The 26,524-nt window shown below is 71.8% G+C and carries 27 protein-coding genes, 1 pseudogene and 2 riboswitches; of the genes and pseudogenes, 8 read left to right on the top strand and 20 right to left on the bottom strand.

What is annotated here, in order from left to right:
- A pseudogene (locus tag ABZ860_RS29035) lies at positions 1-611 on the bottom strand (hypothetical protein); the annotation flags it as partial.
- Between the two features lie 147 nt (positions 612-758).
- Positions 759-1,310 carry an amino-acid N-acetyltransferase gene (locus tag ABZ860_RS29030; RefSeq protein ID WP_357225912.1) on the bottom strand — a complete coding sequence of 184 codons (552 nt, stop codon included), beginning with the start codon at positions 1,308-1,310 and terminating at the stop codon, positions 759-761.
- Positions 1,311-1,701: 391 nt separating this feature from the next.
- A riboswitch (cyclic di-AMP (ydaO/yuaA leader) is annotated at positions 1,702-1,855 on the top strand.
- Positions 1,856-1,920: 65 nt separating this feature from the next.
- Between ABZ860_RS29030 and ABZ860_RS29025 the strand changes: the two genes are divergently transcribed.
- Positions 1,921-2,964, top strand: a complete 1,044-nt coding sequence (locus ABZ860_RS29025; RefSeq protein ID WP_357225910.1) for an NlpC/P60 family protein — start codon at positions 1,921-1,923, stop codon at positions 2,962-2,964.
- A gap of 58 nt (positions 2,965-3,022) precedes the next feature.
- Here ABZ860_RS29025 and ABZ860_RS29020 read toward each other — a convergent pair whose 3' ends face one another.
- Positions 3,023-3,271, bottom strand: coding sequence for a LuxR C-terminal-related transcriptional regulator (locus ABZ860_RS29020; protein WP_357225907.1), 249 nt, complete (start codon positions 3,269-3,271; stop codon positions 3,023-3,025).
- Between the two features lie 73 nt (positions 3,272-3,344).
- Entirely contained in the window at positions 3,345-3,755 is a 411-nt protein-coding gene (locus tag ABZ860_RS29015; RefSeq protein WP_357225906.1) for a helix-turn-helix domain-containing protein, read from the bottom strand.
- Between the two features lie 98 nt (positions 3,756-3,853).
- On the opposite strand from ABZ860_RS29015, the gene ABZ860_RS29010 reads away from it, so the two are divergent.
- Entirely contained in the window at positions 3,854-4,777 is a 924-nt protein-coding gene (locus ABZ860_RS29010) for an NADP-dependent oxidoreductase (protein WP_357225903.1), read from the top strand.
- Positions 4,778-4,904: 127 nt separating this feature from the next.
- On the opposite strand, the gene lysS is transcribed toward ABZ860_RS29010, so the two are convergent.
- The 4 genes from lysS to ABZ860_RS28990 all read right to left on the bottom strand — a co-directional run bounded on the left by lysS (position 4,905) and on the right by ABZ860_RS28990 (position 10,658).
- On the bottom strand, positions 4,905-6,590 hold the full coding sequence (lysS, locus tag ABZ860_RS29005; RefSeq protein ID WP_357225902.1) for a lysine--tRNA ligase: 1,686 nt from the start codon (positions 6,588-6,590) through the stop codon (positions 4,905-4,907).
- A gap of 59 nt (positions 6,591-6,649) precedes the next feature.
- Complete coding sequence (locus ABZ860_RS29000) at positions 6,650-7,432, bottom strand: type III pantothenate kinase (protein ID WP_079319601.1); 783 nt, start codon at positions 7,430-7,432, stop codon at positions 6,650-6,652.
- A 7-nt stretch (positions 7,433-7,439) separates the two neighbouring features.
- A complete protein-coding gene (locus ABZ860_RS28995; protein WP_357225899.1) occupies positions 7,440-9,941 on the bottom strand; it encodes an L-aspartate oxidase in 2,502 nt (833 codons plus the stop codon).
- A gap of 66 nt (positions 9,942-10,007) precedes the next feature.
- The gene (locus ABZ860_RS28990) at positions 10,008-10,658 is read right to left on the bottom strand and encodes a helix-turn-helix domain-containing protein (RefSeq protein ID WP_357225898.1); all 651 of its coding nucleotides are present in this window, start codon (positions 10,656-10,658) and stop codon (positions 10,008-10,010) included.
- 60 nt (positions 10,659-10,718) lie between these two features.
- On the opposite strand from ABZ860_RS28990, the gene ABZ860_RS28985 reads away from it, so the two are divergent.
- Positions 10,719-11,351: a class I SAM-dependent methyltransferase gene (locus ABZ860_RS28985; protein ID WP_357225895.1), complete on the top strand. Its 633-nt coding sequence runs from the start codon at positions 10,719-10,721 to the stop codon at positions 11,349-11,351.
- 13 nt (positions 11,352-11,364) lie between these two features.
- On the opposite strand, the gene panC is transcribed toward ABZ860_RS28985, so the two are convergent.
- Both panC and ABZ860_RS28975 read right to left on the bottom strand, forming a co-directional pair.
- Positions 11,365-12,219 (bottom strand): pantoate--beta-alanine ligase, encoded by an 855-nt coding sequence (panC, locus tag ABZ860_RS28980; protein ID WP_357225894.1) that lies wholly within the window; start codon positions 12,217-12,219, stop codon positions 11,365-11,367.
- Positions 12,210-13,100, bottom strand: a complete 891-nt coding sequence (locus tag ABZ860_RS28975; protein WP_076439103.1) for a DUF2520 domain-containing protein — start codon at positions 13,098-13,100, stop codon at positions 12,210-12,212. The genes panC and ABZ860_RS28975 overlap by 10 nt, the downstream gene beginning before the upstream one ends.
- A gap of 161 nt (positions 13,101-13,261) precedes the next feature.
- On the opposite strand from ABZ860_RS28975, the gene ABZ860_RS28970 reads away from it, so the two are divergent.
- Both ABZ860_RS28970 and ABZ860_RS28965 read left to right on the top strand, forming a co-directional pair.
- On the top strand, positions 13,262-14,242 hold the full coding sequence (locus ABZ860_RS28970) for an SAM-dependent methyltransferase (protein WP_357225891.1): 981 nt from the start codon (positions 13,262-13,264) through the stop codon (positions 14,240-14,242).
- On the top strand, positions 14,239-14,574 hold the full coding sequence (locus ABZ860_RS28965; protein ID WP_357225890.1) for an antibiotic biosynthesis monooxygenase: 336 nt from the start codon (positions 14,239-14,241) through the stop codon (positions 14,572-14,574). Before ABZ860_RS28970 ends, ABZ860_RS28965 begins: the two co-directional genes overlap by 4 nt.
- On the opposite strand, the gene ABZ860_RS28960 is transcribed toward ABZ860_RS28965, so the two are convergent.
- Positions 14,554-15,753, bottom strand: coding sequence for a cytochrome P450 (locus tag ABZ860_RS28960; RefSeq protein ID WP_357225888.1), 1,200 nt, complete (start codon positions 15,751-15,753; stop codon positions 14,554-14,556). The genes ABZ860_RS28965 and ABZ860_RS28960 overlap by 21 nt on opposite strands.
- A gap of 76 nt (positions 15,754-15,829) precedes the next feature.
- On the opposite strand from ABZ860_RS28960, the gene ABZ860_RS28955 reads away from it, so the two are divergent.
- The 3 genes from ABZ860_RS28955 to ABZ860_RS28945 all read left to right on the top strand — a co-directional run bounded on the left by ABZ860_RS28955 (position 15,830) and on the right by ABZ860_RS28945 (position 19,276).
- Entirely contained in the window at positions 15,830-16,507 is a 678-nt protein-coding gene (locus ABZ860_RS28955; protein ID WP_357225887.1) for a pentapeptide repeat-containing protein, read from the top strand.
- 61 nt (positions 16,508-16,568) lie between these two features.
- Positions 16,569-16,684, top strand: a riboswitch (SAM riboswitch).
- 45 nt (positions 16,685-16,729) lie between these two features.
- Entirely contained in the window at positions 16,730-18,007 is a 1,278-nt protein-coding gene (locus ABZ860_RS28950) for an aminotransferase class V-fold PLP-dependent enzyme (RefSeq protein ID WP_357225885.1), read from the top strand.
- An 84-nt stretch (positions 18,008-18,091) separates the two neighbouring features.
- On the top strand, positions 18,092-19,276 hold the full coding sequence (locus ABZ860_RS28945) for an NADH-quinone oxidoreductase subunit D (protein ID WP_357225882.1): 1,185 nt from the start codon (positions 18,092-18,094) through the stop codon (positions 19,274-19,276).
- A gap of 3 nt (positions 19,277-19,279) precedes the next feature.
- Here ABZ860_RS28945 and ABZ860_RS28940 read toward each other — a convergent pair whose 3' ends face one another.
- The 9 genes from ABZ860_RS28940 to tilS all read right to left on the bottom strand — a co-directional run bounded on the left by ABZ860_RS28940 (position 19,280) and on the right by tilS (position 26,473).
- Positions 19,280-19,729 carry a DUF3180 domain-containing protein gene (locus ABZ860_RS28940; protein ID WP_357225881.1) on the bottom strand — a complete coding sequence of 150 codons (450 nt, stop codon included), beginning with the start codon at positions 19,727-19,729 and terminating at the stop codon, positions 19,280-19,282.
- Positions 19,730-19,747: 18 nt separating this feature from the next.
- Positions 19,748-20,248 carry a 2-amino-4-hydroxy-6-hydroxymethyldihydropteridine diphosphokinase gene (gene folK, locus ABZ860_RS28935; protein ID WP_030507958.1) on the bottom strand — a complete coding sequence of 167 codons (501 nt, stop codon included), beginning with the start codon at positions 20,246-20,248 and terminating at the stop codon, positions 19,748-19,750.
- The gene (gene folB, locus ABZ860_RS28930) at positions 20,245-20,628 is read right to left on the bottom strand and encodes a dihydroneopterin aldolase (RefSeq protein ID WP_357225880.1); all 384 of its coding nucleotides are present in this window, start codon (positions 20,626-20,628) and stop codon (positions 20,245-20,247) included. The genes folK and folB overlap by 4 nt, the downstream gene beginning before the upstream one ends.
- Positions 20,625-21,050, bottom strand: coding sequence for a nuclear transport factor 2 family protein (locus ABZ860_RS28925; RefSeq protein WP_357225878.1), 426 nt, complete (start codon positions 21,048-21,050; stop codon positions 20,625-20,627). The genes folB and ABZ860_RS28925 overlap by 4 nt, the downstream gene beginning before the upstream one ends.
- Positions 21,051-21,072: 22 nt before the next feature.
- The gene (gene folP, locus ABZ860_RS28920) at positions 21,073-21,945 is read right to left on the bottom strand and encodes a dihydropteroate synthase (RefSeq protein ID WP_357225876.1); all 873 of its coding nucleotides are present in this window, start codon (positions 21,943-21,945) and stop codon (positions 21,073-21,075) included.
- Positions 21,946-22,019: 74 nt separating this feature from the next.
- Positions 22,020-22,616, bottom strand: coding sequence for a GTP cyclohydrolase I FolE (gene folE / locus ABZ860_RS28915; protein WP_079319614.1), 597 nt, complete (start codon positions 22,614-22,616; stop codon positions 22,020-22,022).
- A gap of 2 nt (positions 22,617-22,618) precedes the next feature.
- Positions 22,619-24,625 (bottom strand): ATP-dependent zinc metalloprotease FtsH, encoded by a 2,007-nt coding sequence (gene ftsH / locus ABZ860_RS28910; RefSeq protein WP_357225874.1) that lies wholly within the window; start codon positions 24,623-24,625, stop codon positions 22,619-22,621.
- A 267-nt stretch (positions 24,626-24,892) separates the two neighbouring features.
- On the bottom strand, positions 24,893-25,450 hold the full coding sequence (gene hpt, locus ABZ860_RS28905) for a hypoxanthine phosphoribosyltransferase (protein ID WP_240809458.1): 558 nt from the start codon (positions 25,448-25,450) through the stop codon (positions 24,893-24,895).
- 12 nt (positions 25,451-25,462) lie between these two features.
- Entirely contained in the window at positions 25,463-26,473 is a 1,011-nt protein-coding gene (gene tilS, locus ABZ860_RS28900; protein WP_357225872.1) for a tRNA lysidine(34) synthetase TilS, read from the bottom strand.
- Positions 26,474-26,524: the final 51 nt, after the last annotated feature.

Below are 26,524 nucleotides of genomic sequence, written 5' to 3'. Positions count from 1 at the left end.
TGCTGGCCGTACTGCTGCTGGCCCTGCTGAGTGCCGTAGCCCTGCTGCGGGGCGGCCTCCTGGCCGTAGCCCTGCTGCTGGCCGTAGCCCTGCTGGGGGCCGGTCTGGCCGTAGCCGCCCTGGGACGACGGCTGACCGTAGTGCTGCTGGCCCTGCTGGGCACCGTAGCCCTGCTGGCCGTACTGCTGCTGGCCCTGCTGAGTGCCGTAGCCCTGCTGCGGGGCGGCCTCCTGGCCGTAGCCCTGCTGCTGGCCGTAGCCCTGCTGCGGGCCGGTCTGGCCGTAGCCCTGCTGCCCGTAGCCCTGCTGGCCGTACTGCTGCTGACCGTAGCCCTGCTGCGGGCCGGTCTGGCCGTAGCCGCCCTGGGACGGCTGACCGTACTGCTGCTGGCCCTGCTGGGCGCCGTAGCCCTGCTGCTGACCGTAGCCGCCCTGGGCGGGGTCGTAGGCGGGCGGCTGCTGCGGACCCGTGTGCTGCCCGCGGTAGCTGACGACCGTGACGTCGGGGTCGTAGTCCTGGGATTGTCTGTCCGTGCCATACCCGGGGTTCGATGACGGCGGTGGCGTTCCGTCCGACTCGTCCTGGGGGTACGGCGGCTGTCCGGTGCTCACCGTGTCACCTCGTTTCGAAGACGCATGCGCCGCACGTCTGTAGCACACGCTGATATTGCCAAAAGTAGCGACAGGTGTATCAACAGTCACCTTTGCAGCAGTCGACAACCAACGTCAAGATCAGTGATCAATGCCCGGCAAAGGCGCTCAACGACGGTCGAGGTGCAGCAACATGCGGGTGTTCCCCAGCGTGTTCGGCTTGACGTGCTCCAGGTCGAGAAACTCGGCGACACCCTCGTCGTACGACGCGAGCAGTTCCTCGTACACCTCATGGGAGACGGGAGTGCCCTGGATCGGCCTGAAACCATGCCTGGCGAAGAACTCCACCGCGAACGTGAGGCAGAAGACCCTCCGCACCCCGAGGTCCCTGGCGGTCTCGATGAGCGCGCCGACGATCCGATGGCCGATGCCTCCGCCGCGTGCCGCGGGATCCACGGCGACGGTCCTGATCTCGGCCAGGTCCTCCCACAGCACGTGCAGCGCGCCGCAGCCGACGACCTGCCCGTCCGCCTCGGCCACCCAGAACTCCTGGACGTCCTCGTACAGCGTGACCGTGCTCTTCTTGAGCAGGCGGGGACCGACGCCCGAATACGCGTCGACGAGGCGCCGGATCGCCCGGACGTCCGGCGTCCTGGCCCGGCGCACCGTCACGGCCGTGGCACCCGGCTCGCTGGATGTCTGCGCGGCGACCTGCTCCATGACCGGTCAGCCTAGCCGCAGCGCGGCCGATCCCACTCGGTCGGCACGGAGCCTCCCCACGGATAACGGTCATTCCCAAACGCCACACCCGACATGAGTCCTGACTATGCGTAGCCGTAAGGATACGGACGGATGCGCGGCGACACCCAAAGGGGGCTGTCCAGGTTCGTCCCACTTTTTTCACCAGCCCGAGCAGCACATCGAAACCCTCAGATCGCTCTAAACGCAGGTGAAGGCGGATAAATCACCACCGAGCTCGTGACCCGACCGTGATCGTTTGGTTGTCAAACGTAGACGGGTTTCGGAGTTCTGGTTGAGCAAGAACTCGCCGTGCACTATCGTCCAGCGACGATGCCGGTCATCGTGAGCGCTCACGGCGACCGGGCGCCGAATCTTCGAAGCACCGAGTGCGAAGGGGAGCCGGGGACCCAACTGCAGGATCAGGATCGGTTCGGTCTCGGATCTACAAGGGGTGAATCCGCCAAGGTAGGGCTACTCCGGCCCGAACCCGTCAGCTAACCCGGTAGGCGCTCAGAAGTGCCCCGCTGTACGGCCCGTCTCGACGACGGACGCGCCGCGGGGCACACGTGGGAGAGGAGCTCGGTTGCGCATGCGTGGAGGACGGCCGGCGGGCAGGCACGCCCGCGGCCGACGGTCCGGAGCCGGCACGGCCGGTCCGGGTGCCATCCGCCGCTTCGCGTTCGTCGGCGTCGCGATCACCGCGATCACGTTCGGCGCCCCGGTGGTCCGCGCCACCGCCGACCCCAAGCCGAGCCTCAAGGAGCTCACAGCTCAGGTCGAGGGCCTCTACACCGAGATCGAGACGCTCACCGAGCAGTACAACGGCGAGCGGGTGCGCCTGAAGGCGGCCGAGCGGTCCGCCGATCTCGCCAAGAAGAACCTCGCCAAGAGCGAGGCGGAGCTCGAGGTCCGCCGGCAGAAGGCGAGCGCCCTCGCGCAGCACTCCTACATGACCAACGGGCTCGGCAACGCGCTCGTGCTCATCGACAGCGACGCCGACCCCCGGCGATACCTGGACCAGGCCTCCACGACGTACGCGCTGGAGTTGCAGCAGAGCCAGGAGGTCGCCGAGGTCACCAAGGCCATGGACGCCGCCGCACGGGCCAGGGAGAGCGCCTCCGCCCGGCAGACCGAGGTCAAGAAGCTCCTCAGCGGCCTCGACTCGCGGCGCGACAAGATCACCAAGCTGATCAAGAAGACCGAGAGCAGCCTCTACCGGCAGGTCTCCCAGACAATCGGCAGCGAGACGCGCTCGAGGACGTCGTTCCCCATCATCGGCGACGGCAAGGCCGCCCAGGCGGCGCGCTGGGCCCTCAGGCAGCAGCTCAAGCCGTACGTGTGGGGCGCCGAGGGGCCGGGCTCCTTCGACTGCTCGGGCCTGGTCATGGCGGCCTACCAGTCCGTGGGCATCAGCCTGCCCCACTACACGGGCGACCAGTGGACGGCCGGCACGCACATCCCCCGTGACCAGCTCCGCCCCGGCGACCTGGTGTTCTTCTACTCCGACCTGCACCACGTGGGCATCTACATCGGCAACGGCTACATGATCCACGCGCCGCGCACGGGAGACGTCGTCCACATCGCGAGGATCGCCGGACGGCCGTTCGCGGGAGCGGTGCGCGTCGCCGACTGAGCCCTCCCTCGCCGGAGCCGGCTGGGCCCTTCCTCGCCGGAGGGCGTCGCGTTCGCGGTCAGATGAGGCGGCGGCGTGCCGCCCAGGCGACGGCCTCGATCGCGGTCGCCACGCCGATGCGGTCGCAGATGCACCGCAGCCGGCGCCGCACGGTGCGCCCGCTGACGTCGAGACTGCGGCCCACCCGGTCGGCGGTCACGCCCTTGGCCAGCTCCGCGAGGAGAAGCAGATCCTCTTCGGTGAGACCGGCACGGTCAAGGTCCGAGGCGAGATTGTCACCTCGGTAGACGACCTCGGGAACACCCATCGTCCGCCCTTCCCCACGACGATGCTTCGTCGGCCCACCCTTCAGGGAAGGTAAACGCCTCCGCTGAAGGTCGTCAAGGTTCCGAGTCGGAGCGCCGGTCGTACGCCTCCCTGGCCGCCTCGACATCCTCCATGTGGATCTCGGCCCAGTGCTTGATCGCTTCGAGCAGCGACATGAGGTCCTCGCCCAGGGGCGTGAGCCGGTAATCGACCCGGACCGGCACCGAGGGAGTGACCGTGCGGGAGACCAGGCCGTCGCGCTCCATCGTCCGCAGCGTCTGCGTGAGCATCTTCCGGCTGACGCCGGCGATCGTCCGCGCGAGCTCGCTGTAGCGGAGCGGGCCGTGCGCGAGCGCGGTGAGCGCCAGGCTCACCCACTTGTCGCCGAGGGTGTCGAGCAGCTGCCGGGACGGGCAGGTCGCGACGTACGCGTTGTAGCGCCGGCGCTCCTCCTCGCGCCGTTCGGCCGCCGTCTGAGTCACCATCGTCTTCCCTTCTCCTCCCTTACGCACTTCCAGGTGCCTTCTTACCGAAAGAAAGCAGCTCTCCATACGCTCCCTTCCACAGCGATGAGGAGGGACCCATGAGAGCAGTGGTGGCACGGGACGGAGCCATACAGGTCGTCGATGTGGCGGAGCCGGAGCCGGGGCCGGGGCAGGTGCGGATCAGGGTCGAGGCGGCGGCGGTGAACCCCGTCGACCTGCTCACGGCCGCGGGTGCCCTCGCCGACAGCATGCTCATGCCGCGCCTGGAGACCTACGCACTCGGCTGGGACGTGGCGGGCGTGGTCGACCGGGCCGGCCCGGGAGTGACGGGCGTACGCCCGGGGGAGCGGGTCATCGGGCTGTCGGACCGGCTGACGGATCCGCTGAAGGCCCAGGCGGACCTGGTGGTGCTCGACGAGACGGCGGTCGCGCCCGCGCCGGCCGGGGTGGCCGCGCCCGAGGCGTCGACGCTGCCGCTGAACGCGCTCACCGCCGTCCAGGCGCTCGATCTCGCCGGGCTCGCCGAGGGTGAGACCCTGCTCGTCACGGGAGCGGCAGGCGGCCTCGGCGGCTATCTGGTGGAACTGGCCGTGGCGCGGGGGCTCAGGGTCGCGGCGGTCGCCGCGCCCGGCGACGAGCCGCTGGTGCGGGGCTTCGGCGCGGAGTGGTTCGTGCCGAGGGGCGCCGGCCTGGCCGCGGCCGTCAGAGCCGCCGTTCCCGGCGGCGTGCACGGCCTGGTGGACGCGGCGGTCGTCGGCCTGCCCGCGCTGGACGCCGTGCGCAACGGGGGCGCGTTCGTCGCCGTCGGCGCCGGGCTGGCCCCCGTCCCGCTGCGCGGCATCCGGGTCTCGACGGTGTTCGTCCGCGCCGACACGGCACAACTGCGGGACGTCGCGAAGCTGGCCGAGGCGGGACGGCTGAGCATGCGGGTCGCGGGCACCTACCCACTGGAGCGGGCGGCCGAGGCGCACGAACGCCTGCGGAAGGGCGGCCTGCGCGGCCGGCTGGTCCTGCTGCCCTGAACTTTCTGCCCTGAATTCTCTGCGCTGAGTTTCCTGCCCTGGTGTGCGCTGACATACCCGGGACAGAACGGGCGCGGGCCGGACGGCCATGCCGTCCGGCCCGCTCTCAGGAGATCGGATGCCGGGGTCAGGCGCGGCCGAGCAGCTCGCGCACCCGGTCGCGGCCCACGGCCAGCAGCAGCGTGGGCAGCCGCGGGCCGGTGTCGCGGCCGACGAGCAGCCGGTAGAGCAGGGCGAAGAAGGCGCGCTGGGCGGCCTTCAACTCGGGCGTGGCCGCCTTGGCGTCCATGTCGAGCCCGGCCTGCACCTTCGGCACGCCGTACACGAGCGTGGTCAGCCCGTCGAGCGACCAGTGCTCGTCGAGGCCCTCCACCAGCAGGCGAAGCGACTCGCGGTCCTGCTCGCCGAGCGTGTCGAGCAGCTCCTTGTCGGGCGTCTCGCGCACCTGCGTGCGCTCCTCCGCGGGCACGTACGTGTTCACCCAGTGCTGGGCGCGGTCGAGCCGCGGCCGCAGCTCGTCCAGCCCGGAGATCTCCGGGTCGAACGCGCGCAGGATGCGCAGCGTCTGCTCCTCGTGCCCGGTGGCGATGTCCACGACCGAGGCCAGGGTCCGGTAGGGCAGCCGCCGCGGCGTCTCCGGCAGGGCCCGGGAGGCCGTGCTCGACGCGCGGCGGTAGGCCGCCTGGTCGGCCGGCAGCGCCGTGCCGTCCTGCACCTTCCTGGTGAGCGTGTCCCACTCGTCGTACATGCGCTGGATCTCCTGGTCGAAGGAGACCTTGAACGACTGGTTGGGACGGCGGCGGGCGTACAGCCAGCGCAGCAGCGCGGGCTCCATGATCGACAGAGCGTCGGCCGGGGTCGGCACGCCGCCCTTGGAGCTGCTCATCTTGGCCATGCCGCTGATGCCGACGAAGGCGTACATCGGTCCGATCGGCTGCGGGGCGTCGAACACCTCGCGGACGATCTGACCGCCGACGACGAACGACGAGCCCGGCGAGCTGTGGTCAACGCCCGAGGGCTCGAATACCACGCCCTCGAAGGCCCAGCGCATCGGCCAGTCGACCTTCCACACCAGCTTGCCGCGGGTGTGCTCGGACAGCAGGACGGTCTCGCTGTGACCGCACACGCAGGTGTACGACATCGCGGTGGTCTCGTCGTCGTAGGACGTGACCGTGGTCAGGTCACGGTCGCAGACCGAGCAGTAGGGCTTGTAGGGGTAGTAGCCCCCGGCGCCGGAGCCGTCGTCCTCGCTCGCGGCCCCCGAACCCTCCAGGGCGGCGGCCTCGTCGGCGTCCGTGACCTCCTTGGCCTTGGCCTTCTTGGTGCGGTACTGGTCGAGGATCGCGTCGATCCGCCGCCGCTCGCGCATGGCGAGCAGCACCTGCTCCCGGTATGCCCCGGAGGTGTACATCTGCGTCTGGCTGATGCCGTGGAACTCCACGCCGAGCTCGTCGAGCGCGGCGATCATCGGCGCCTTGAAGTGCTCGGCCCAGTTCGGGTACTCGCTGCCGGGCGGGGCCGGGACGGTGGTCAGCGGCTTGCCGATGTGCTCGTTCCACGCGGGGTCGATGCCCACGGGAACCTTGCGGAAGCGGTCGAAGTCGTCCCACGAGATGATGTGCACGCACTCGTAGCCGCGCCGCCTGATCTCGTCGGCCACCAGGTGCGGGGTCATCACCTCGCGCAGGTTGCCCAGGTGGATCGGGCCGGACGGGCTGAGGCCGGACGCGCAGACGACGGGTTTGCCCGGTGCGCGCCGTTCAGCCTCGGCGATGACCTCATCGGCGAAACGCGCCACCCAGTCGGCGTCCATCACGTCAGTCCTCTCTGAACGGGATCCTGCCTTCTATGGTCCCGTACGCGAGGGAGTCGTCAGGACGCGTTACGGGCGTAGACCAGCCGCAGGCCGATCAGCGTGAGCCAGGGCTCGTGCACGTCGATCGTACGGGCCTCGCCGATGACGAGCGGGGCTCCGGTGCCCGTGGCGACCACGGTGACGTCGTCGGGGTCGGAGGCCAGCTCGGCCGTCATGCGGTCCACGATGCCGTCGACCAGGCCCGCGAAGCCGTAGATGATGCCCGACTGGAGCGCCTCCACGGTGTTCTTGGCGATCACCGAGCGGGGCCGGACCAGCTCGACCTTGTGGAGCTGGGCCCCGGCCGTGGCCAGCGCGTCCACCGAGATCTCCAGGCCGGGCGCGGTCACCGCGCCGACGTACTCGCCCCTGGCCGAGACGGCGTCGAACGAGGTGGCCGTGCCGAAGTCCACGATCACGCACGGCCCGCCGTACAGGGTGGTGGCGGCGAGCGCGTTCACGATGCGGTCGCTGCCGACCTCCTTGGGGTTGTCCATCCGGACCGGGACGCCGGTGCGGACGCCGGGCTCGACGACCACCGCCGTGACGTCGCCGTAGTAGCGCCGGGACATCTCCCGCATCTCGTTGAGCACCGACGGGACCGTGGAGCAGATCGCGATGCCGCTGATGTCGGCGTCCTTGAGCAGCGGCGACTGCCCGAGCAGACCCTGGAGCACCACCGCGATCTCGTCCGCCGTACGGCGGGGGTCCGTGGCGATCCGCCAGTGCTCGATCACCTCTTCACCCTCGAACAGGCCCAGCACCGTGTGGGTGTTGCTGACGTCGATGGTGAGCAGCATTCCCCGATTATGCCTCACGAAGATCCAGGCCCAGATCGAGTGCCGGGGCCGAGTGGGTGAGCGCGCCGACGGCCAGGTAGTCGACCCCGGTCTCGGCGACCGCGCGGGCCGCGTCCAGGGTCAGCCCCCCGCTCGACTCCAGCCTCGCCCGCCCGGCCACCAGCCGTACGGCCTCGGCGAGCCGGTCCACGGTGAAGTTGTCGAGCAGGATCTCCTCCGCCCCCTCGGCCAGGACCGGCTCGATCTGGTCGATGCGGTCCACCTCGACCTCGATCGGCAGGCCGGGGAAGGCCTGCCGTACGGCGCGGAACGCCTCGGCGACGCCTCCGGCGGCGACGACGTGGTTGTCCTTGATCAGGGCGGCGTCGTGCAGGCCCATCCGGTGGTTGACCCCGCCGCCGGCCCGGACGGCGTACTTCTCCAGGGCGCGCAGCCCCGGCAGGGTCTTGCGGCTGTCGCGGATGCGGGCGCCGGTGCCCTCGACGGCGTCCACCCACCGGCGGGTCTGGGTGGCGATGCCGGACATGTGGGTCAGGAAGTTGAGCGCGGTGCGCTCCATCGTGAGCAGGTCCCTGGTCGCGCCCCGCACGGTCATCACCACGTCGCCGGGGCGCACCCGGTCGCCGTCGGCGGCGTGCCGCTCGACCTCGACCTGCCCGGCGGCCTGGCGGAAGACGGTCTCGGCCACGGCCAGGCCGGCGACCACGCCCTCCTGGCGGGCCACCACGTCGGCGACCGCCCGCTGGTCGGCGGGGATGGTGGCGACCGAGGTCACGTCCTGTCCCCCGGCCAGGTCCTCCTCAAGCGCGGCCCGGACGAGGCCGAGCACGGCGTCCGGGTCGAGGCCGGCCTTGTCCAGCTCGGTCCGCAGCTCCTCGTGAGGCGTGTACGTCAAGGTCAGTCCCTCCGCCGTCAGGGCGATGTCGATGTGCGCCCGCCAGTGGGCGTCGTCGCGGTCGGGGTGGTCCTCCCGCCAGTGCGAGCCGCGGGTCTCCTCGCGCACGGCCGCGGCCGCGACCAGCGCGGAGGCCACCGTGAGGAGGTTGGTCGCCTCCCACGACTCGGTGCAGGGCTCGACCGCGACCGGCGTCCAGCGGGCGTCGGACAGCGCGCGGGCGACCTGCGCGAGGCTCCGGTCGCTGCGCAGCACCCCGGCGCCCCGGCTCATGTGGCCCTGGATCCTCGGCCGCGTACGCGGGTCTGCCAGGCCCTCGGGCCGATCGTCCCGCACGGGCTCGCGCGGGGTGAGCTTCTTGGCGGCCAGATCGGCGGCGATGCGCTCGCCGTAGACGAGCCCTTCCAGCAGCGAGTTGGAGGCCAGCCGGTTGGCGCCGTGCACGCCCGTGCAGGCCACCTCTCCGCAGGCGTACAGGCCGGGCACGCTGGTCCTGCCGTACAGGTCGGTGCGTACGCCGCCGCTCGCGTAGTGGGCGGCCGGGGCGACGGGGATGGGCTCGGTGACGGGGTCGATGCCGTGCTCGCGGCAGACGGCGAAGATGGTGGGAAACCTGGAGCGCCACTTCTCCTCGCCGAAGTGGGTGGCGTCGAGGTAGACGTGGTCGGCGCCGGTCCGCGCCATCTGACGCATGATCGCCTTGGCGACGACGTCGCGGGGCGCGAGGTCGGCCAGCTCGTGCACGCCCTGCATGAAGCGCTCGCCCGACGCGTCGATCAGCACCGCGCCCTCGCCGCGCACGGCCTCGGAGACGAGGGGCTGCTGGCCGGTCGAGCCCTCCCCCAGCCACAGGACCGTGGGGTGGAACTGCACGAACTCGATGTCCCTGACCACCGCGCCGGCCCGCAGCGCCAGCGCCACGCCGTCCCCGGTGGACACGACGGGGTTGGTCGTGGCCGCGTAGACCTGGCCCATGCCGCCGCTGGCCAGCACCACGGCCCCGGCCCGTACGGCGCCGACGCCGTCGCGGGCGCCCTCCCCCATCACGTGGAGCGTGACCCCGCAGGCGTGCCCCTCGGCGTCGAGAAGGAGGTCGAGGGCGAGGGCGTGCTCGATGACCTCGATGCGGGGCTCGGCCAGCACCGCCTCGGCCAGGGCCCGCTGCACCTCGGCGCCGGTCGCGTCGCCGCCCGCGTGGACGATGCGGTTGCGGTGGTGGCCGCCCTCGCGGGTGAGCTGGAGCTCGCCGTCGGTGTCGCGGTCGAACTCGGCGCCGTGGCTCATCAGCCGCTTCAGCGCGTCGGGGCCCTCGGTGACCAGGACGCGTACGGCATCCTCGTCGCACAGGCCGACGCCGGCGACGAGCGTGTCCCGGAGGTGCTCGTCGGGGGTGTCCTCGGGGTCGAGGACGGCGGCGATGCCGCCCTGGGCCCAGCGGGTCGACCCGGCCGACAACACGTCCTTGGTGACCACGAGCACCCGCGCCCGGGGGTCGAGTTCGACGTGGCGCAGCGCCACGGTGAGGCCGGCGATGCCGGACCCGATCACGACCGTGTCGGCCTCGACGGTCCAGCCGGGTGCGGGGGCGGTGAGTCTGCGTGCGAGCGCCACCATGAGGGGATCCCCTTTCGTCATAATGACGATAACGCCCCCCGGGTGATGGTGACGCCCCGGCCCCTCCTACACGCGGCAGGCCGCGGAGTCGGTGCAGAGCTGGGCGGTCAGAGTGGCACAGGCCCATTCCTCCCACCTGTCCGGCGACCAGCCGCGGTCCTGGACGAAGAGCAGGTACAGCTGCGGGCTGAGCAGGCAGAACAGCAGGTCCGCCGCCATCGCGACGGAGACGTCCGGGCGGGCGCCCGGTTTGCCCGCCAGCGCCTGGGCCGCGGCGTGCTGCACGACGTAGCGCGGATCGGGGCCGTCGGGCCACTGCGCGGCGATCTGCGGGTCGGCGGCCCCGGCGGACTCGATCATCGGCATGAGCGGGGCGACCCGGCCGAGGATCTCACTTGTGCCGCGGACGTGCGCGCGCAGTTGCCCGGCCGCGGTGGGCTCGGCGCACGCGGCGCGGAACCACTCCCGGTCCATGACGGCCACCGGCTCGGTGTCGCCGGCGATGGACGTGTCGACGACGTCCTTGAACAGCGTGCGCTTGTTGCCGAAGACGAAGTAGACCGTCTGGACGGCCACGCCCGCGCGGTCGGCGACCTCCTGCAGGCTCGTCGCCCCGTAGCCCTGCGCGACGAACAGCTCCCGCGCCGCCTGGATGACCTTCTCCCGGGTGCGGCGTGAGCGCTCCGCCCGTTTGTCCGGCCGCTTGACGGTGTCCATGGCGGGAGTATATCTCTAGAGTCAGTCACTAGAGTTCGACTCTAAGAACCGGGAGGGGTCATGGGCAGGCCGAACACGGACGCGGACGTCGATCAGGAGGAGGCCGTGCGCCAAGCGCTGGAGGAGTACTACCGGGCCGGCAAGCCGCCGTGGGACACCGGCGTGACGCCGCCCGAGCTGGTCGCCCTGATAGAGGGGCGCGGGGAAGGGGACGGCGCGCTGCCGCCCGGCCGCGCTCTGGAGCTCGGCTGCGGCACCGGAACCAACGCGATATACCTGGCCCGGCACGGCTGGGAGGTCGTGGCCGTCGACCTGATCGACCGCGCGGTCGAGCAGGCCCGGGAGAAGGCCGAGGCGGCGGGAGCGGCCGTACGGCTGCTGCACGGAGACGTCACCCGGCTCGACGAGCTGGACGCGCCCGGCCCCTACGATCTGTTCTTCGACCTGAGCTGCTACTGCGGCATCCCGCCGCACCGCCGCGACGCCTACGCCGCCGGGCTCACCCATCGCGCCGCTCCCGGCGCGCTGCTGCTGATGTTCGGATACGGCCCCGGCGCGCTGGACGACACGTTCTCCGGCGTCACCGCCGACGAGCTGCGTGCCAGGTTCACCGGCTGGGAGCTCGTCGACGTCACACCCGGCACGAACCCGTTCCCCACCTTCTGGTTCACGCTGCGCGCCGGGGCAGCCTGAGCCGGCGAGCCCTCTACAGGGTCAGGACCACGTTGTCGATGAGGCGGGTGGTGCCCACCTTGGCGGCCACGGCCAGGATCGCCTCGCCCCGGTGGTCGTCGCCGACCGGCGCGAACGTCGCGGGGTCGGCCAGGATCAGGTAGTCGAGCAGCAGCGGCGGGGCGAAGCGGGCGGCCTCCTCGAGCACGGCCCGCGCGGCGTCGAGGATCCCGGCCGGCCCTGCTGTCTGGGCCCGCGCCGCCCCGGCCCGCAGCGCCCGCGACAGCGCGAGCGCGGTGCGGCGGTCGGCCTCGGACAGATACCTGTTGCGGCTCGACAGGGCGAGGCCGTCGGGCTCCCGCACGGTCGGGGCGCCGACGATCGACACCGGGACGTCGAGGTCGGCCACCATCCGCCGGATCAGTGCGAGCTGCTGGGCGTCCTTCTGCCCGAAGACCGCGACGTCCGGCCGCACCAGGTTGAACAGCTTGAGCACCACGGTCAGCACGCCGTCGAAGTGGCCGGGCCGGAAGGCGCCCTCGACCACCCCGCCCATGCCGCCGGCCGAGACCTCCACCTGGCGGTCCGGCAGGTACATGTCATCGGCCGAGGGCGCGAAGACCACGCTCACGCCCTCCTCCTCGCACACCCGGAGGTCGGCGTCGAACGTGCGGGGATAGCGGGAGAAGTCCTCGTTGGGGCCGAACTGCAGGGGGTTGACGAACACGCTCACCACCACGTGGTCGGCGTGGTCGCGCGCCAGCCGGATCAGCGACCGGTGGCCCTCGTGGAGCGCCCCCATCGTGGGGACCAGGGCGATCCTCCCGGGGCCGAGCGCGTCTCTCGCCTTGTCGAGGGCGGCGCGGTCGGCGGCGACGGTCAGGTCCATATGTTCCCTCCCAGGGCGTCCAGAAGGCGTTCGGCCGCCTCCGGCTTGAGGAGGCCCGCCGCGAGCGCCCGGTCGGCGGTGAGCCTCGCGAGGGCGACGTACGCGTCCGCGGCCTCGGGGGCGGCCAGGATCAGCGCGTCGACGTGCTTGCGCACGGTGCCCGCGTCGCCGCGCACCACGGGCCCGGTGAGCCCGCTGATGCCGAGACGCAGCACGTTGTCGAGTGCCGCGCTCAGCAGCGGGCCGAGCATCCGGCCCGGATGCTCCACGCCGATCTTCGCGAGCAGTTCCTGCGACTCGGCGACGAGCGTCACCATGTGGTTCGCCGCGCCGGCCAGGGCGGCGTGGTAGAGCGGCCGGTCCCGGTCGGCGATCCACACCGGCTCGCCGCCCATCTCGATGACCAGCGCCTCGGCCACCGGCCGCAGCAGGTCGGGCGCCGTGACGCCGAACGAGCAGCCGTTGAGCCGGGTCAGGTCGTCGCTCCTGCCGGTGAACGTCATCACGGGGTGCAGCGCGAGCGGCAGCGCCCCCGCCTCGGCCGCGGGGTCGAGCACGCCCAGGCCGTACGCGCCGCTGGCGTGCACGAGCAGCTTGCCGCGCAGGTCGGCGCCGGTGGCGGCGAGGCCCGAGACGAGGCCGGGCAGCACGTCGTCCGGCACGGTCAGCAGCACCAGCTCGGACCGGGCGATCACCTCGTCCGGCCTGCTGAGCTTCAGGCCGAGGCGGTCGGCGGCCCGCCGCGCCGACGCGTCGGACACGCCGCTGGCCGCCACCACGCGATGACCCGCGAGCATGAGCGCGGCTCCGAGCACGGAGCCGACCCGTCCCGCGCCGAGCACTCCCACGGCGAGCCGCGCCGGGCGGTCACTTGTGTCCATGACGCCTCCCCTCGGTTCAGCGTAGCGGCGGCGCTCCCGCCGGCCCGGGCGTGGCCCAACGGTCGGATTTTGTCCCGTTTCTCACGGGCCTATGTTGAGCCATAAGTACGAAAGTGACTACTTTTCGTCACGGCCTCGGCGTGTCGCTAACGTGGAGCGCTGTGGAAGTCACCTGGCGGGAGGCCATGCGGCGGGCGCTCTACGGCGCGGAGGGCTTCTACCTGCGCGAGCGCCCCGACCGGCATTTCCGCACGTCGGTGCATGCCTCACCGGTCTTCGCCGAGGCCGTGCTGCGCCTGCTCCTGCGGGTGGACGCCGCCCTCGGCCGGCCCGACCCGGTCGATCTCGTCGACATGGGCAGCGGCAACGGCCTGCTGGCCGCCCGCGTGCTCGCCGCCGCGCCGCCGGACCTCGCGGAGCGGCTGCGGGTCACCGCCGTCGACCTGTCCCCCCGGCCCGGCGATCTCGACCCCCGGGTGGCCTGGGAGCCGGAGGCGCCGTACGGGGCGGGCGGCCTGCTGATCGCCAACGAGTGGCTGGACAACGTGCCGCTCGACATCGCCGAGATGACGCCGGACGGCCCTCGCCTGGTGCTCGTGGACACCTCGACCGGCGGCGAACGGCTCGGGCCCGCTCCCTGCCCCGAGGACCTGGCCTGGCTGGAGCGCTGGTGGCCGCTGCGCTCGCCGGGGGAACGCGCCGAGATCGGCCGCCCGCGCGACGAGGCGTGGGCCTCGGTGATCGCACGGCTGGCCCGCGGCACGGCGGTCGCCGTGGACTACGCCCATCTGGCCGGGCGGCGGCCCCCGCGCGGCACGGTCGCCGGATATCGCGACGGCGCGATGGTGCCGCCCACACCGGACGGATCATGCGACATCACCGCCCACGTCGCGCTGGACGCCTGCGCGGCGGCGGGCGAGCGGGCGGGGGCGCGGGCGACCACGCTCACCACCCAGCGGGAGGCGCTGCGGGACCTGGGGGTCGCCGGGACCCGCCCGCCGCTCGCGCTGGCGTCCACCGACCCCGTCGGGTACGTACGCGCGCTCGGCCGGGCATCCCAGGAGGCCGAGCTGATCGACCCGGCCGGTCTCGGCGGCTTCGGCTGGCTCAGCCAGTCACGACATCGAGAGGAGAGATCTTGATCGCGAGAATCTGGCGCGCGAGCGCGACCCCGGAGGGCGCGGACGGCTACGAGCGGCATTTCACCGCGTCGGTCCTGCCCTCCCTGCGCGATGTGGACGGGCACCGTGGCGCGTACCTGCTGCGGCGGGACGCCGCCGACGGCCGGGTGGAGATCCAGGTCATGACGCTGTGGGACTCGATGGACGCGATCCGCCGCTTCGCCGGGGACGACCCCGGCACGGCCGTCGTCGAGCCCGGGGCCCAGGCCGTCCTGCTCGGCTACGACACCACGGTCACCCACCACACGGTCAGCCACCACGCGGGCGTCGTGTCAGACGGTGACCTTCAGTGACTCGAGGCCGCGCATGATGTAGCTGGGCTTCCAGGCGGGCTCCTCGGCGAGCTCCAGCGTGGGCGCCAGCCGCAGCAGGGCGCCGAACGACTCCGCCATCTCGACCCGCGCGAGCGGCGCGCCGAGGCAGAAGTGGATGCCGGCGCCGAACGAGATGTGCGGGTTGTCCGCCCTGCCGATGTCGAGACGGTCGGGGTCGGCGAAGACCTCGGGGTCCCGGTTCGCCGAGCCGAACAGCAGCGCGATCTCCACGCCCTGGGGGATCGTCACCCCGCCGACCTCGACGTCCTCCAGCACCCATCGCTCGAACATCTGCGCCGGGGTGTCGTAGCGCAGCAACTCCTCGACCGCCGTCGGCATCAGGCCGGGGTCGGCGCGCAGCCGCTCCAGCTCACCCGGGTTGCGGAACAGCGCCCACCACCCGCTGCCGGTGGCGTTGACCGTGGCCTCGTGCCCGGCGTTGAGCAGCAGCACGCAGGTGCCGATCAGCTCGTCCTCGGTCAGCCGGTCCCCGTCGTCGACCACCTGGGCCAGCGCCGAGATCATGTCGTCGCCCGGCCGTTCCCTGCGCGCCCTGGCCAGCTCGCGCAGGTAGCCGGCGAACTCCGTCGCCGCGCGTACGGCCGTGTGCTGGGCCTCCAGCGAGGGGTTCAGCTCGTACATCCCGCAGATGTCGGCCGACCAGGGGCGCAGCAGGTGGCGGTCGGCCTCGGGCACGCCCAGCATCTCGGCGATCACGGTGACCGGCAGCGGCTCGGCCACCTCGGCCAGCAGGTCGCCACCGCCACGCTCGACCAGTCCCTCGGTCAGCTCGGTCGCGATCTTCCGTACGCGGGGGCGCAGCGACTCGACCATGCGAGGCGTGAACGCCTTGGACACCAGGCGGCGCAGCCGCGTGTGAACCGGCGGCTCGACGTCGAGCATCCCGGCCCGGATCACCCGCCAGAACGGTTCCTGGAACTCCGGCTCGGGCTCGCGGCCGAACGCCTCGTGCGTCGCCACGTGCAGGTAGGACCGGCCGAGGCGCCGGTCGCGCAGCAGCGCGTTCACATCCGCGTGGCGGGCGATCAGCCACTGCCCCGTCGGCTCGAAGAAGCTGACCGGATCGTTGTCGCGCAGGTCGCGGTAGGCGTCGTAGGGGTCCGCGATGAACTCGGCATTCCAGGGATCAAACTTCACAATGGACAACAATACGGATGAAATACCTCGCTCGGGAGTACGGACGTGCGGGTCCGTCGTGGCGTAGGTTGGGGCGATGCCCAAGCGCCGCGAACAGCATCGCAGGGAACCCCGCGAACTCGGCGAGTTGCCCTATGCCGATCACCTCGAGCCGTTCGAGGGCCGGCTCGCTCAGGGCGGCGACTACGACACGGTCCTGTTCGACGGGCAGGAGTTCGAGGACGCCGACGCCTCCAACGCGCGGTTCATCGAGTCGGCGTTCACCTCGGTGACGTTCGCCGGCGGCCGGTATCGGCGCGCCCGGTTCTCGGACGTGTGGCTGAACGGCGTGCGCTGGGTGGGCGGCGACCTCACCGAGTCCGTCTGGGCGGATGCGGAGATCATCACGAGCGCCCCGGCCGGCACGGCGCTGCCCGGCGCCGAGATGAACCACGTGCTCTTCCACCGGTGCAAGCTCGACTCGGTCAACCTCCGCGCCGCCGACCTGCGGGAGGTCTCGTTCGTCGAGTGCACGCTGCGCGACGTGGACTTCGCGGGCGCGGCGCTGACCGGTGTCGCCTTCCCCGGCTCCACGCTGGAACGGGTGCGGTTCGACAAGGCGCGCCTGTCCCGGGTCGACCTGCGCGGCGCCGTGTCCCTGGGCATCTCCGACGGCTACGACGCGCTGCGCGGCGCGACCATCAGCGGCGTCCAGCTGATGGAACTCGCGCCGATGTTCGCCCACATCCTCGGTGTCACGGTCGACGACGACTGACTCCGCTTGGGATCGTCCGCACTTGCGGCCGGGGGGCGGTGTCGGGTTATAGTGCCGTCCAGGTCATGAGTGCCAGCGTCAAGCCCCGGCTTGCTGGCCGGCAACCCTCGCGCTCGCGGCGGGGTGCCCCGGGTGAGGACCGGGTCCGGCACGAGGTGTGCCGGGCAAGCGCGGGCTCCGCCTTCCCGATGCCATGGCCGGGGTCCCCAACCCCGAGGAGGCATGGCGTTGTCCGCACTCACCTTCGTCCAGCAGGCCGTCAACCGCATCTCCGAGCCCGTGCGCCTGCCGGCTGTCGTGGGCGCCGGCCTGGAGGTGCCCGTCAAGGGCGGCAGGCTCGTGTCGTACGCGAACCTCGACTACGCGGCGAGCGCGCCCTGTCTCGAGCCGGTGAACGCCGCCGTCGCGGCGGCGCTGCCGGCCTACTCCAGCGTCCACCGGGGCGCGGGCTACGCCTCGCAGCTCACGACGGCCAGGTATGAGCAGGCCAGGCACACCGTGCGGGCCTTCGTCGGCGCCCGTCCCGGCGACGCGCTGGTCTTCGTGCGCAACACGACCGACGCAATGAACCTGCTGGCCCGCAGCCTCCCCGAGGGCACCACCGTCGTCGTGTTCGAGACCGAGCACCACGCCTCGCTGCTGCCCTGGCCGAACGCCGTACGGCTCGCGCCGCCCGCCTTCCCCGGCGAGGCGATCCGGGCGGCCGACGAGGCGCTGGCCGCGATCGACGGCCCCGCCCTGCTCGTCGTGACCGCGGCCTCCAACGTCACGGGCGAGCTGTGGCCGATCGCCGGGCTGGCCCACATCGCCCACCGGCACGGCGCGCGGATCGCCGTGGACGCCGCCCAGCTCGTCCCCCACCGCGAGCTCAACCTCGCCGCGCTCGACCTCGACTACGTGGCCTTCTCCGGGCACAAGCTCTACGCCCCGTTCGGCTCCGGGGTGCTCGTGGGCCGCCCCGACTGGCTCGCCGACGCCGATCCCTACCTGCGTGGCGGCGGAGCCGTACAGGCGGTGGGCGAGACCACCGAGTGGAGCGACGACCCCGAGACGCGGCACGAGGCGGGCACCCCCAACGTGCTCGGCGCGATCGCGCTCGCCGCCGCCTGCGACGCGCTGACCGCGACCGGCTGGACCGCGCTGGTGCGGGAGGAGGAGCGGCTGCTCACCCGCCTGCGCGCCGGTCTCGCCGAGATCCCCGGCGTACGCGAGCTGTCGCTGTGGGGTCAGGACCACCCGCGCGTCGGCATCGTGTCGTTCACCGTCGAGGGCCGCACGGCCCGCGAGGTCGCCGAGGCGCTGTCGGCCGAGTGGGGCATCGGCGTCAGGGACGGCAAGTTCTGCGCCCACCCGTTCGTCCGCCACCTCCTCGGCGGCGGGGAGGACGGCGGCTGCGCGGACGGCACGTTCAGCGCCGTACGGGCGTCGGTCGGCATCGGCACGACCACCGAACACGTCGACCGCCTCATCGAGGCGCTACGCGAGATCGCCGCCGCCTGACGGCTGGGAAGGTCAGGCTGGGGGTCTCACTGACCTCACGGGAGGCTTTCGCCCGCACGGTGCGAGCGTGAAAGCATGGACGGCATGACGACCGAGCAGGAGGGCGTGCGCACCGAACGCATCGTGGGGATCGGCGCGGGAGCCGACGCCGTGCAGGCGAGGGAGCTGGCCACCGAGGACATGATCCTCAACATCGGCCCGCAGCACCCGTCCACCCACGGCGTGCTGCGGCTGCGGCTCGTCCTCGACGGCGAGCGCATCACGGCCGCCGAGCCGATCGTCGGCTACATGCACCGAGGCGCGGAGAAGCTGTTCGAGGTGCGCGACTACCGGCAGATCATCGTGCTCGCCAACCGGCACGACTGGCTGTCGGCGTTCGCCAACGAGCTGGGCGTCGTGCTCGCGGTCGAGCGCATGCTGGGCATGCAGCCCCCGCCCAGGGCGGTGTGGGCCAGGACGCTGCTGGCCGAGCTCAACCGCGTGCTCAGCCACCTGATGTTCCTCGGCAGCTATCCCCTAGAGCTCGGCGCGATCACGCCGGTCTTCTACGCCTTCCGTGAGCGGGAGACCCTCCAGCACGTCATGGAGGAGATCTCCGGCGGCCGCATGCACTACATGTTCAACCGGGTGGGCGGGCTGAAGGAGGAGCTGCCCCTGGGCTGGCTCGACCGGGTCACCGCCGCCGTCGCGGCCGTGCGGCGGCGGCTGCCCGACATCGAGGAACTGATCGCCGGCAACGAGATCTTCCTTGCCCGCACCCGCGGTGTCGGCGTGCTCGACCGCGAGACGATCATGCAGTACGGCGTGAGCGGCCCCATCGCGCGGGCCTCGGGCGTCGACTTCGACCTGCGGCGCGACGAGCCCTACCTGGCGTACGGCGAGCTGCCGGTGAAGGTCGTGACCCGGTCGGCCGGGGACTGCCTGGCCCGGTTCCAGGTGCTGCTCGAACAGGTCAAGGTCTCCCTCGACCTGGCCGACGCCTGTGTCGAGCGCCTGCGGCACCTGCCGCCGGGACCGATCAACCAGCGGCTGCCGAAGGTGCTGAAGGCGCCCGAGGGCCACACGTACGCCTGGACGGAGAACCCGCTCGGCCTGAACGGCTACTACCTCGTGTCGCGGGGCGAGAAGACGCCGTGGCGGCTCAAGCTGCGCAGTGCGTCCTACAACAACATCCAGGTGCTGCGGGAGATGCTGCCGGGCAACCTGGTCGCCGACATGATCGCGATCCTCGGCTCGATGTTCTTCGTGGTGGGCGACATCGACAAGTAGGGGTCACGTCTCCCCGGAAGGCTTGCCGGGCACCCGGCAGCAGTGCTCGAGGAACAGCGCCGCGCAGATCAGGATCACGCAGGCCACGAACGACCCACCCCCGACCAGCGCGTCCTGGCGGGGCTTTTCCAGGTCGAGCAGGTCGAGCACGCTCACCACGAACCCGGCGAAGATGCCGCCGAACACCGCCCCGGCGTAGGCCGTGGCCTTGGCCAGCGCCGCCAGGCGGGCCACGGCGAGCGGCTCGACGGGCTTGGTGTCCGGGCGGCGCAGGATCCTCGCCCGGGTCAGCCAGCCCGTGTACGCCTCGCCGACGGCCAGCAGCAGCGTGGTGGGGATCGCGGTCCACGGCAGGGTCGGCACCACGGAGTAGAACTGCCGCAGCAGCCCCCAGGTGAGCAGGCCGAACACGACCACGAGACCGACGAGCACGCCGGGATTGGTGGGCTTCACGCGGGGACTCCTCGTCGATCAGGCCGGGGGTTCGAGCACGAGGTCGGGCCGCAGCCGCACCCCGCTCTGGTCCATGTCGGCCAGCAGGGCCGCCACCGACCCGCGCCCGGGCAGCACCGCCGCCGGATCGGCCTGCGCCCACGGGACCAGCACGAACGCTCGCTCGTGCGCCCGGGGGTGCGGGAGCGTGAGCTCGGGGTCGTCCGACATGAGGTTCCCGACCGTGATGAGGTCCACGTCGAGCGTGCGCGGGCCCCACCGCTCCCTGCGCTCGCGGCCGAACGCGTTCTCGACGCTCTGCGCACGGTCGAGCAGCGTGCGGGGATCGAGCATGCTCTCGGCGACCACGACGGCGTTGAGGTACGGGCCCTGCTCGGGGCCACCGACCGGATCGGTCTCGTAGACCGGCGACACCGCCACGAACGTGAGCCCGGGGGCGTCGAACAGCGAGTCGACGGCTCCCTGGAGGTTGTCGATGCGGCGGCCGAGGTTGCTGCCGAGCGCGATCACGACCCTCATGCGCGGCCCCTCCTGATCGTCACCACCACGTCGCCGAACGGCAGCGGGATGGGCGCCGCCGGTTTGTGCACGCTGACCTCCGCCTGCTCGACCAGCTCGTGGGCCAGGCAGGCCGCCGCCAGCCGCTCGGCGAGGGTTTCGATGAGGTTGACCGGCTCGCCCTCCACGATGCGGACGAGCTCCGCCGCCAGTGCGCCGTAGTCCACGGTGAGCGTCAGGTCGTCGGCCGCCGCCGCCGGGGCCGTGTCGAACCACAGGGCCACGTCGATCACGAACTCCTGGCCCAGCTCGCGCTCGGCGGGCAGGCAGCCGTGCCTGCCGCGGGCCCGCAGGCCCGTCAAGCGCACGGTGTCGCGACTGGTCGCCGCCCGCGCCGTCACTGCTCCTGATCCTCCTCGTCGTCGTCGCTCTGCAGGACCGGTGAGCCGTGGTAGAGCCACAGCCGCCATCCGGTCCCGGTTCGCACGTAGGTGCTGGAGGCGACGACCCGGCCTGCCGCGAAGCCCGGCTCGTCGGTGTCCGCGGCCGTGAGGATGTTCTCCGCGCAGGTGACCACGGCGACGTCCCCGATCACGGTCGTCTGCACGTCGGTCAGCACGAACTGGATGTACGGCGTGTTGGCCATGATGAGCGCCCAGGAGCGCAGCACCTCCGACCGCCCGGTCAGCATGGGCCAGCCGGGGTGGACGCACATGGCAGGACGTCCCGGGACGTCCTCGATCCAGATCTCCGACATCTTGTCGAGGTCGCCGCTCTCGATGGCGTTGTAGAACGCCTGGTTGAGCTCCTCGATGTCCTTCATAGGCGTCCCTGTCGGCATGTCGTCACCGGCCCTCGTCAGCGTGTCGTACGGCTGCTGCCCTCCACGCGGCGGCCACCCGCACCGCGTCGGCGTTCGGCCGCACCCGGTGCACCCGCACGCACCACGCGCCGGCCCGTGCCGCGAGCGCGGTGACGGCGAGCGTCGCGTCGTCGCTGCCGTCGAACGGCCGGGGCTCGCCGTCCGGCCCCGCCAGCAGGCGCCCGAGGAAGCGTTTTCTCGACGCTCCGATCAGCAACGGGCGGCCGATGCGGTTCAGCTCGCCGATGCCGGCCAGCAGGGCCCAGTTGTGCTCGGCGTTCTTGGAGAAGCCGAGGCCGGGGTCGAGCACGATCTGCTCCTCCCGCACGCCCTCGGCCAGCACGGAGTCGACCCGCTTGCGCAACTCCTCCGCCACCTCGGTCACGACGTCGCCGTAGATGGCCCGGCTGTCCATGTCGCGGCTGTGCCCGCGCCAGTGCATCACGACGTACGGCACGCCGGTCGCGGCCACCACCCGCGGCATCACGGGGTCGGCCAGCCCGCCGCTCACGTCGTTGACGAGCTTCGCCCCGGCCGCGACGGCCGCCTCGGCCACCTCCGCGCGCATGGTGTCGACGCTGACCGTCACGCCCTCCTCGGTGAGCGTGCGGATCACCGGCTCGACCCGGCGCAGCTCCTCCTCCAGCGACACCCGCGCCGCGCCCGGGCGGGTGGACTCGCCGCCCACGTCGACGATGTCGGCGCCCTCGGCCACCAGGTCGAGGCCGTGCCTGATCGCGACGTCGGCGTCGAACCACTGCCCGCCGTCGGAGAAGGAGTCGGGGGTCACGTTGACCACGCCCATGACCAGGCAGCGCCCAGACTCGGGCATACCGGGCACACTCGCTGCGGTCATGGGGTCAAGACTAGTGCCCCGAGACTCGGTGCCCGTCGGGCAGGAGCGGCGTCCCAATCGGCCGTCGCCCGCGCTCAGCCGCGCAGGATCAGCGACATGGCCTCGGCCCTGGTCGCCTCGCTGGAACGGAAGTCGCCCCGGACGGCCGACGTGATGGTCTTGGCGCCGGGCTTGCGCACGCCGCGCATGGTCATGCACATGTGCTCGGCCTCGATGACCACGATCACCCCGCGCGGCTCCAGCACCTGCATCAGGCCGTCGGCGATCTGCGAGGTCATCCGCTCCTGGACCTGCGGCCTGCGGGCGTAGACGTCCACCAGCCTGGCCAGCTTGGACAGGCCGGTGATGCGTCCCTTGTCGTTCGGGGTGTAGCCGATGTGGGCCACGCCGTGGAACGGGAGCAGATGGTGCTCGCAGGTGGACATCACCTCGATGTCCTTGACGAGCACCATCTCGTCGTGGTCCGCGTCGAACATGGTGGTCAGCGCGTCCTCGGGCCGCTGGCCCAGGCCGGCGAACTGCTCCGCGAACGCGCGGGCCACGCGGGCCGGGGTGTCCCGGAGCCCGTCGCGATCGGGGTCCTCCCCGATCGCGAACAGGATCTCCCGGACCGCCTTCTCGATCCGGTCGTGGTCGAAGCCGGGGGGCGGCCCCACCATGGGTTCGGCCATGGTCAGGCCTCGTCCCGCTGCGCCGACTGGTCGTTGACCCACGGGGTGGAGCCGGTGCCGCCGGCGGGCAGCGCCGAGCCGTTGCCGTTCGCGCGCTCCTTGGGCGTGATGACCGGAGGACGGTCGGACGGCAGCCGCTTACCGTAGCCGGCGTAGGAGGGACGCTTCTCCTTGGGCACGACGGGCGAGAAGATCTCGAGGACCTGCTCCCGGGAGAGCGTCTCCTTCTCCATCAGCTCGAGCACGAGGTTGTCGAGCACGTCGCGGTACTGGACGAGGATCTCCCACGCCTGGTCGTGCGCGCTCTCGATGTAGCGGCGGACCTCCTCGTCGATCGCGGAGGCGATCTGCTCGGAGTAGTCGCGCTCGTGGCCCATCTCACGGCCGAGGAAGACCTCGCCGTTGCCGCTGCCGAACTTGCGGGCGCCGAGCCGCTCGCTCATGCCGTACTCGGTGACCATGCGGCGGGCGATCGAGGTCGCCTTCTCGATGTCGTTGGACGCGCCGGTGGTGGGCTCGTGGAAGACGAGCTCCTCCGCGGTGCGGCCGCCGAGCAGCATGGCGAGCTGGTCCATCATCTCGGACCGGGTCGCGAGGAACTTGTCCTCCATCGGCAGCGTCATCGTGTAACCGAGGGCGCGGCCGCGGGACAGGATCGTGATCTTGTGGACCGGGTCGGAGTTGGGCAGCGCGTGGGCCACCAGGGCGTGACCGCCCTCGTGGTAGGCGATGATCTTCTTCTCCTGGTCCGACATGACCCGGGACTTGCGCTCGGGACCGGCCATCACGCGGTCGATCGACTCCTCGAGAGTCGTCATCGTGATGAGCTTCTGGTCCTGGCGGGCGGTCAGCAGGGCCGCCTCGTTGATCACGTTCGCGAGGTCGGCGCCGGTGAAGCCGGGGGTCCTGCGGGCGATCACGTCGAGGTCGACGTCCTGGGCGAACGGCTTGCCACGGCCGTGGACGCGGAGGATGCCCTTGCGGCCCTCCAGGTCGGGCCGGTCGATGACGACCTGCCGGTCGAAACGGCCGGGACGCAGCAGCGCGGGGTCGAGGATGTCGGGGCGGTTGGTCGCGGCGATGAGGATCACGCCGCCCTTGACGTCGAAGCCGTCCATCTCGACGAGGAGCTGGTTCAGGGTCTGCTCGCGCTCGTCGTGGCCGCCGCCGAGGCCCGCGCCGCGGTGCCGGCCGACGGCGTCGATCTCGTCGATGAAGATGATCGCCGGGGCGTTCGCCTTGGCCTGCTCGAACAGGTCGCGGACGCGGGAGGCGCCGACACCGACGAACATCTCGACGAAGTCGGAACCGGAGATCGAGTAGAACGGCACGCCCGCCTCACCCGCGACGGCGCGGGCGAGCAGGGTCTTGCCGGTGCCGGGCGGGCCGTACAGCAGCACGCCCTTGGGGATCTTGGCGCCGATGGCCTGGAACTTGGCCGGGGCCTGGAGGAACTCCTTGATCTCCTGGAGCTCCTCGATGGCCTCGTCGGCCCCCGCGACGTCGGCGAAGGTCGTCTTCGGGGTGTCCTTCGTGATCAGCTTCGCCCGCGACTTGCCGAAGTTCATGACCCGGGAGCCGCCGCCCTGCATCTGGTTCATGATGAACAGGAAGATCAGGACGATGATGATGATGGGCAGGAAGCTGACCAGCAGGCTGACGAGGAAGTTCTCCTTCGCCACGTCGACCGTCCAGCCCTGGGTGGGCTTGGCCTGCTCGAGCGCCTGCGTGAGCTGGACGCCCTGACCCTCGACCCACAGGGCCTGGATGCGGTCGGTCGTCTTGCCCCCGACCTCGACGGGCCGGTTCAGCGTCAGCTCGACACGCTGGTCCTTGTCGACCACGGTCGCGCTCTTGACATTGCCCTGCTGGATCTGCTGGACGACCGTCGAGGTGTCGGCGGTGGTGTAGTTGCCGCCGCCGCCGAACATCGTGGTGACGAGCAGGAGAAGCAATACGATGCCCAGGATCCACAGCAGTGGGCCACGTGTAAATCGCTTGAGATCCATCCGTTGCGGAACCCCGGCGGGCCCGTCCCTTCCTGACCAAGGCCTGCCCCGGGAAAACCCGGGGTCGCGGCATCCCTTACCGCTCCTTCTGGCTACCGCGGGGCGGCCGACCGGCCTCCCGCGGATATCCGAAGGTACACCCGGCAGCCGCGACGGGTAACTGCCCGAGCGGCTCCGGCTTTGCCTTTCCAACGTACGTCAGCCAACCCCGTGTTCCCCGACCTGGCGCCCAATAACGCCTGATTCGAGGGTCACTTCGCTAAGGGCTTACTCCCCTCCGTACACATGAGGCGCAAGAGTCCCGATGAACGGCAGGTTGCGATACCGCTCCGCGTAATCGAGCCCGTACCCGATGACGAACTCGTTGGGGATGTCAAAACCGACGTAACGGACGTCCAACTCGACCTTCACCGCGTCCGGCTTGCGCAGCAGCGTGCAGATCTCCACGGACGCCGGGTTGCGCGACTTCAGGTTGTTCATCAGCCACGAGAGGGTCAGCCCGGAATCGATGATGTCCTCGACCACGAGCACGTGCCGGCCGGCGATGTCGGTGTCGAGATCCTTCAGCACCCGCACGACGCCGGACGATATGGTCCCCGCGCCGTACGAGGAAACGGCCATCCAGTCCATCTGCACGGGCACGTGCAGCGCGCGGGCGAGGTCGGCCATGACCATGACCGCTCCCTTGAGCACGCCGACGATCAACAGTTCCCTGCCGGCGTAGTCGGCGTCGATCTGGCCCGCCAGTTCTCTGATCTTCTCCTGTAGCTCCTGCTCCGAGATGAGGACTCTGGAGAGATCCTTGCCCATGTCGGCTGCGTCCACCTGGGGTTTTCCTTACGCGAGCGAGAGGTTGTCCACGGCGAAGACAAGGGTGCCACAGTGCCTGACCACCCCCACCCCCCCGGGTAGGTCCACCCCCTTCTGCCCGTGCCAGCCGGTCACCAGGCGCTCGACCGCCTCGATGTGCACCGCCGCGAGCGCGGCGGCGTTCGCCCCCGCCTCCACGGCCGCCCGCTGGATGACCCGCCGCCGCACCGCCCCCGGCACGTCCGCCAGCACCGACACGTCCAGCTCCCCTCCGGGGCCGCGCGACTTCGCGTGGACGGCGTCCGCCCACGCGTCCAGCGCGTCGGCGTCGTCCCGGCACAGCCGGGCCGTACGGGCCAGCGCCTCGGCGATCCCCGGCCCCAGCGCGGCCTCCAGCGCCGGGAGGGCGTCGCGCCGCACCCTGACCCTGGTGTAGGCCGGGTCGTCGTTGTGCGGGTCGTCCCAGGGCTGAAGACCGAGGGCGTCACACGCCTGCCTGGTCCGCGCCCGGCCGAGCCCCAGCAGGGGCCGCCGGTAGATCCCGGAGGCCTCCGCCATGCCGGACAGGGACCGCGTGCCGCTGCCGCGGGCCAGGCGCAGCAGCACGGTCTCCGCCTGGTCGTCGCGCGTGTGGCCGAGCAGGACCACGGCGGCGCCCAGCCGCCCGGCCGCGGCGGACAGCGCGGCGTAGCGGGCCTCCCGCGCCGCGGCCTCGGGGCCCCCTGCCGTGCCGACCGTGACGGTCAGCACCTCGGCCGGGTCGAGACCGAGCGTGGGCGCGAGCCGTGCGACGTCGCGGGCCCGGCCGGCCGAGCCCTCCTGCAGGCCGTGGTCGACGGTGAGCAGCCCGGCGCGCAGGCCCAGGCGCGGGGCCGTGAAGCCGGTGGCCGCCGCCAGCGCCAGCGAGTCGGCGCCGCCGCTGCAGGCCACGAGGACGAGCGCACCGGACGGCTCCCCCGCCCCCCGGGGGACGGCGAGGTCCGCGAGCGACAGCCGTACGGCGCGGCGGACGTCGGCGACGGCGGGATGCGGGCCCATGCGGCCATTCTGGCCGCCCGCGGCGGGCATGGGGAAACGCGCGTCCGGCGG

This window comes from Microbispora sp. NPDC046973 (assembly GCF_040644495.1).
Taxonomy (GTDB): Bacteria; Actinomycetota; Actinomycetes; order Streptosporangiales; family Streptosporangiaceae; genus Microbispora.
This window is presented reverse-complemented; position numbering and strand designations above follow the sequence as displayed.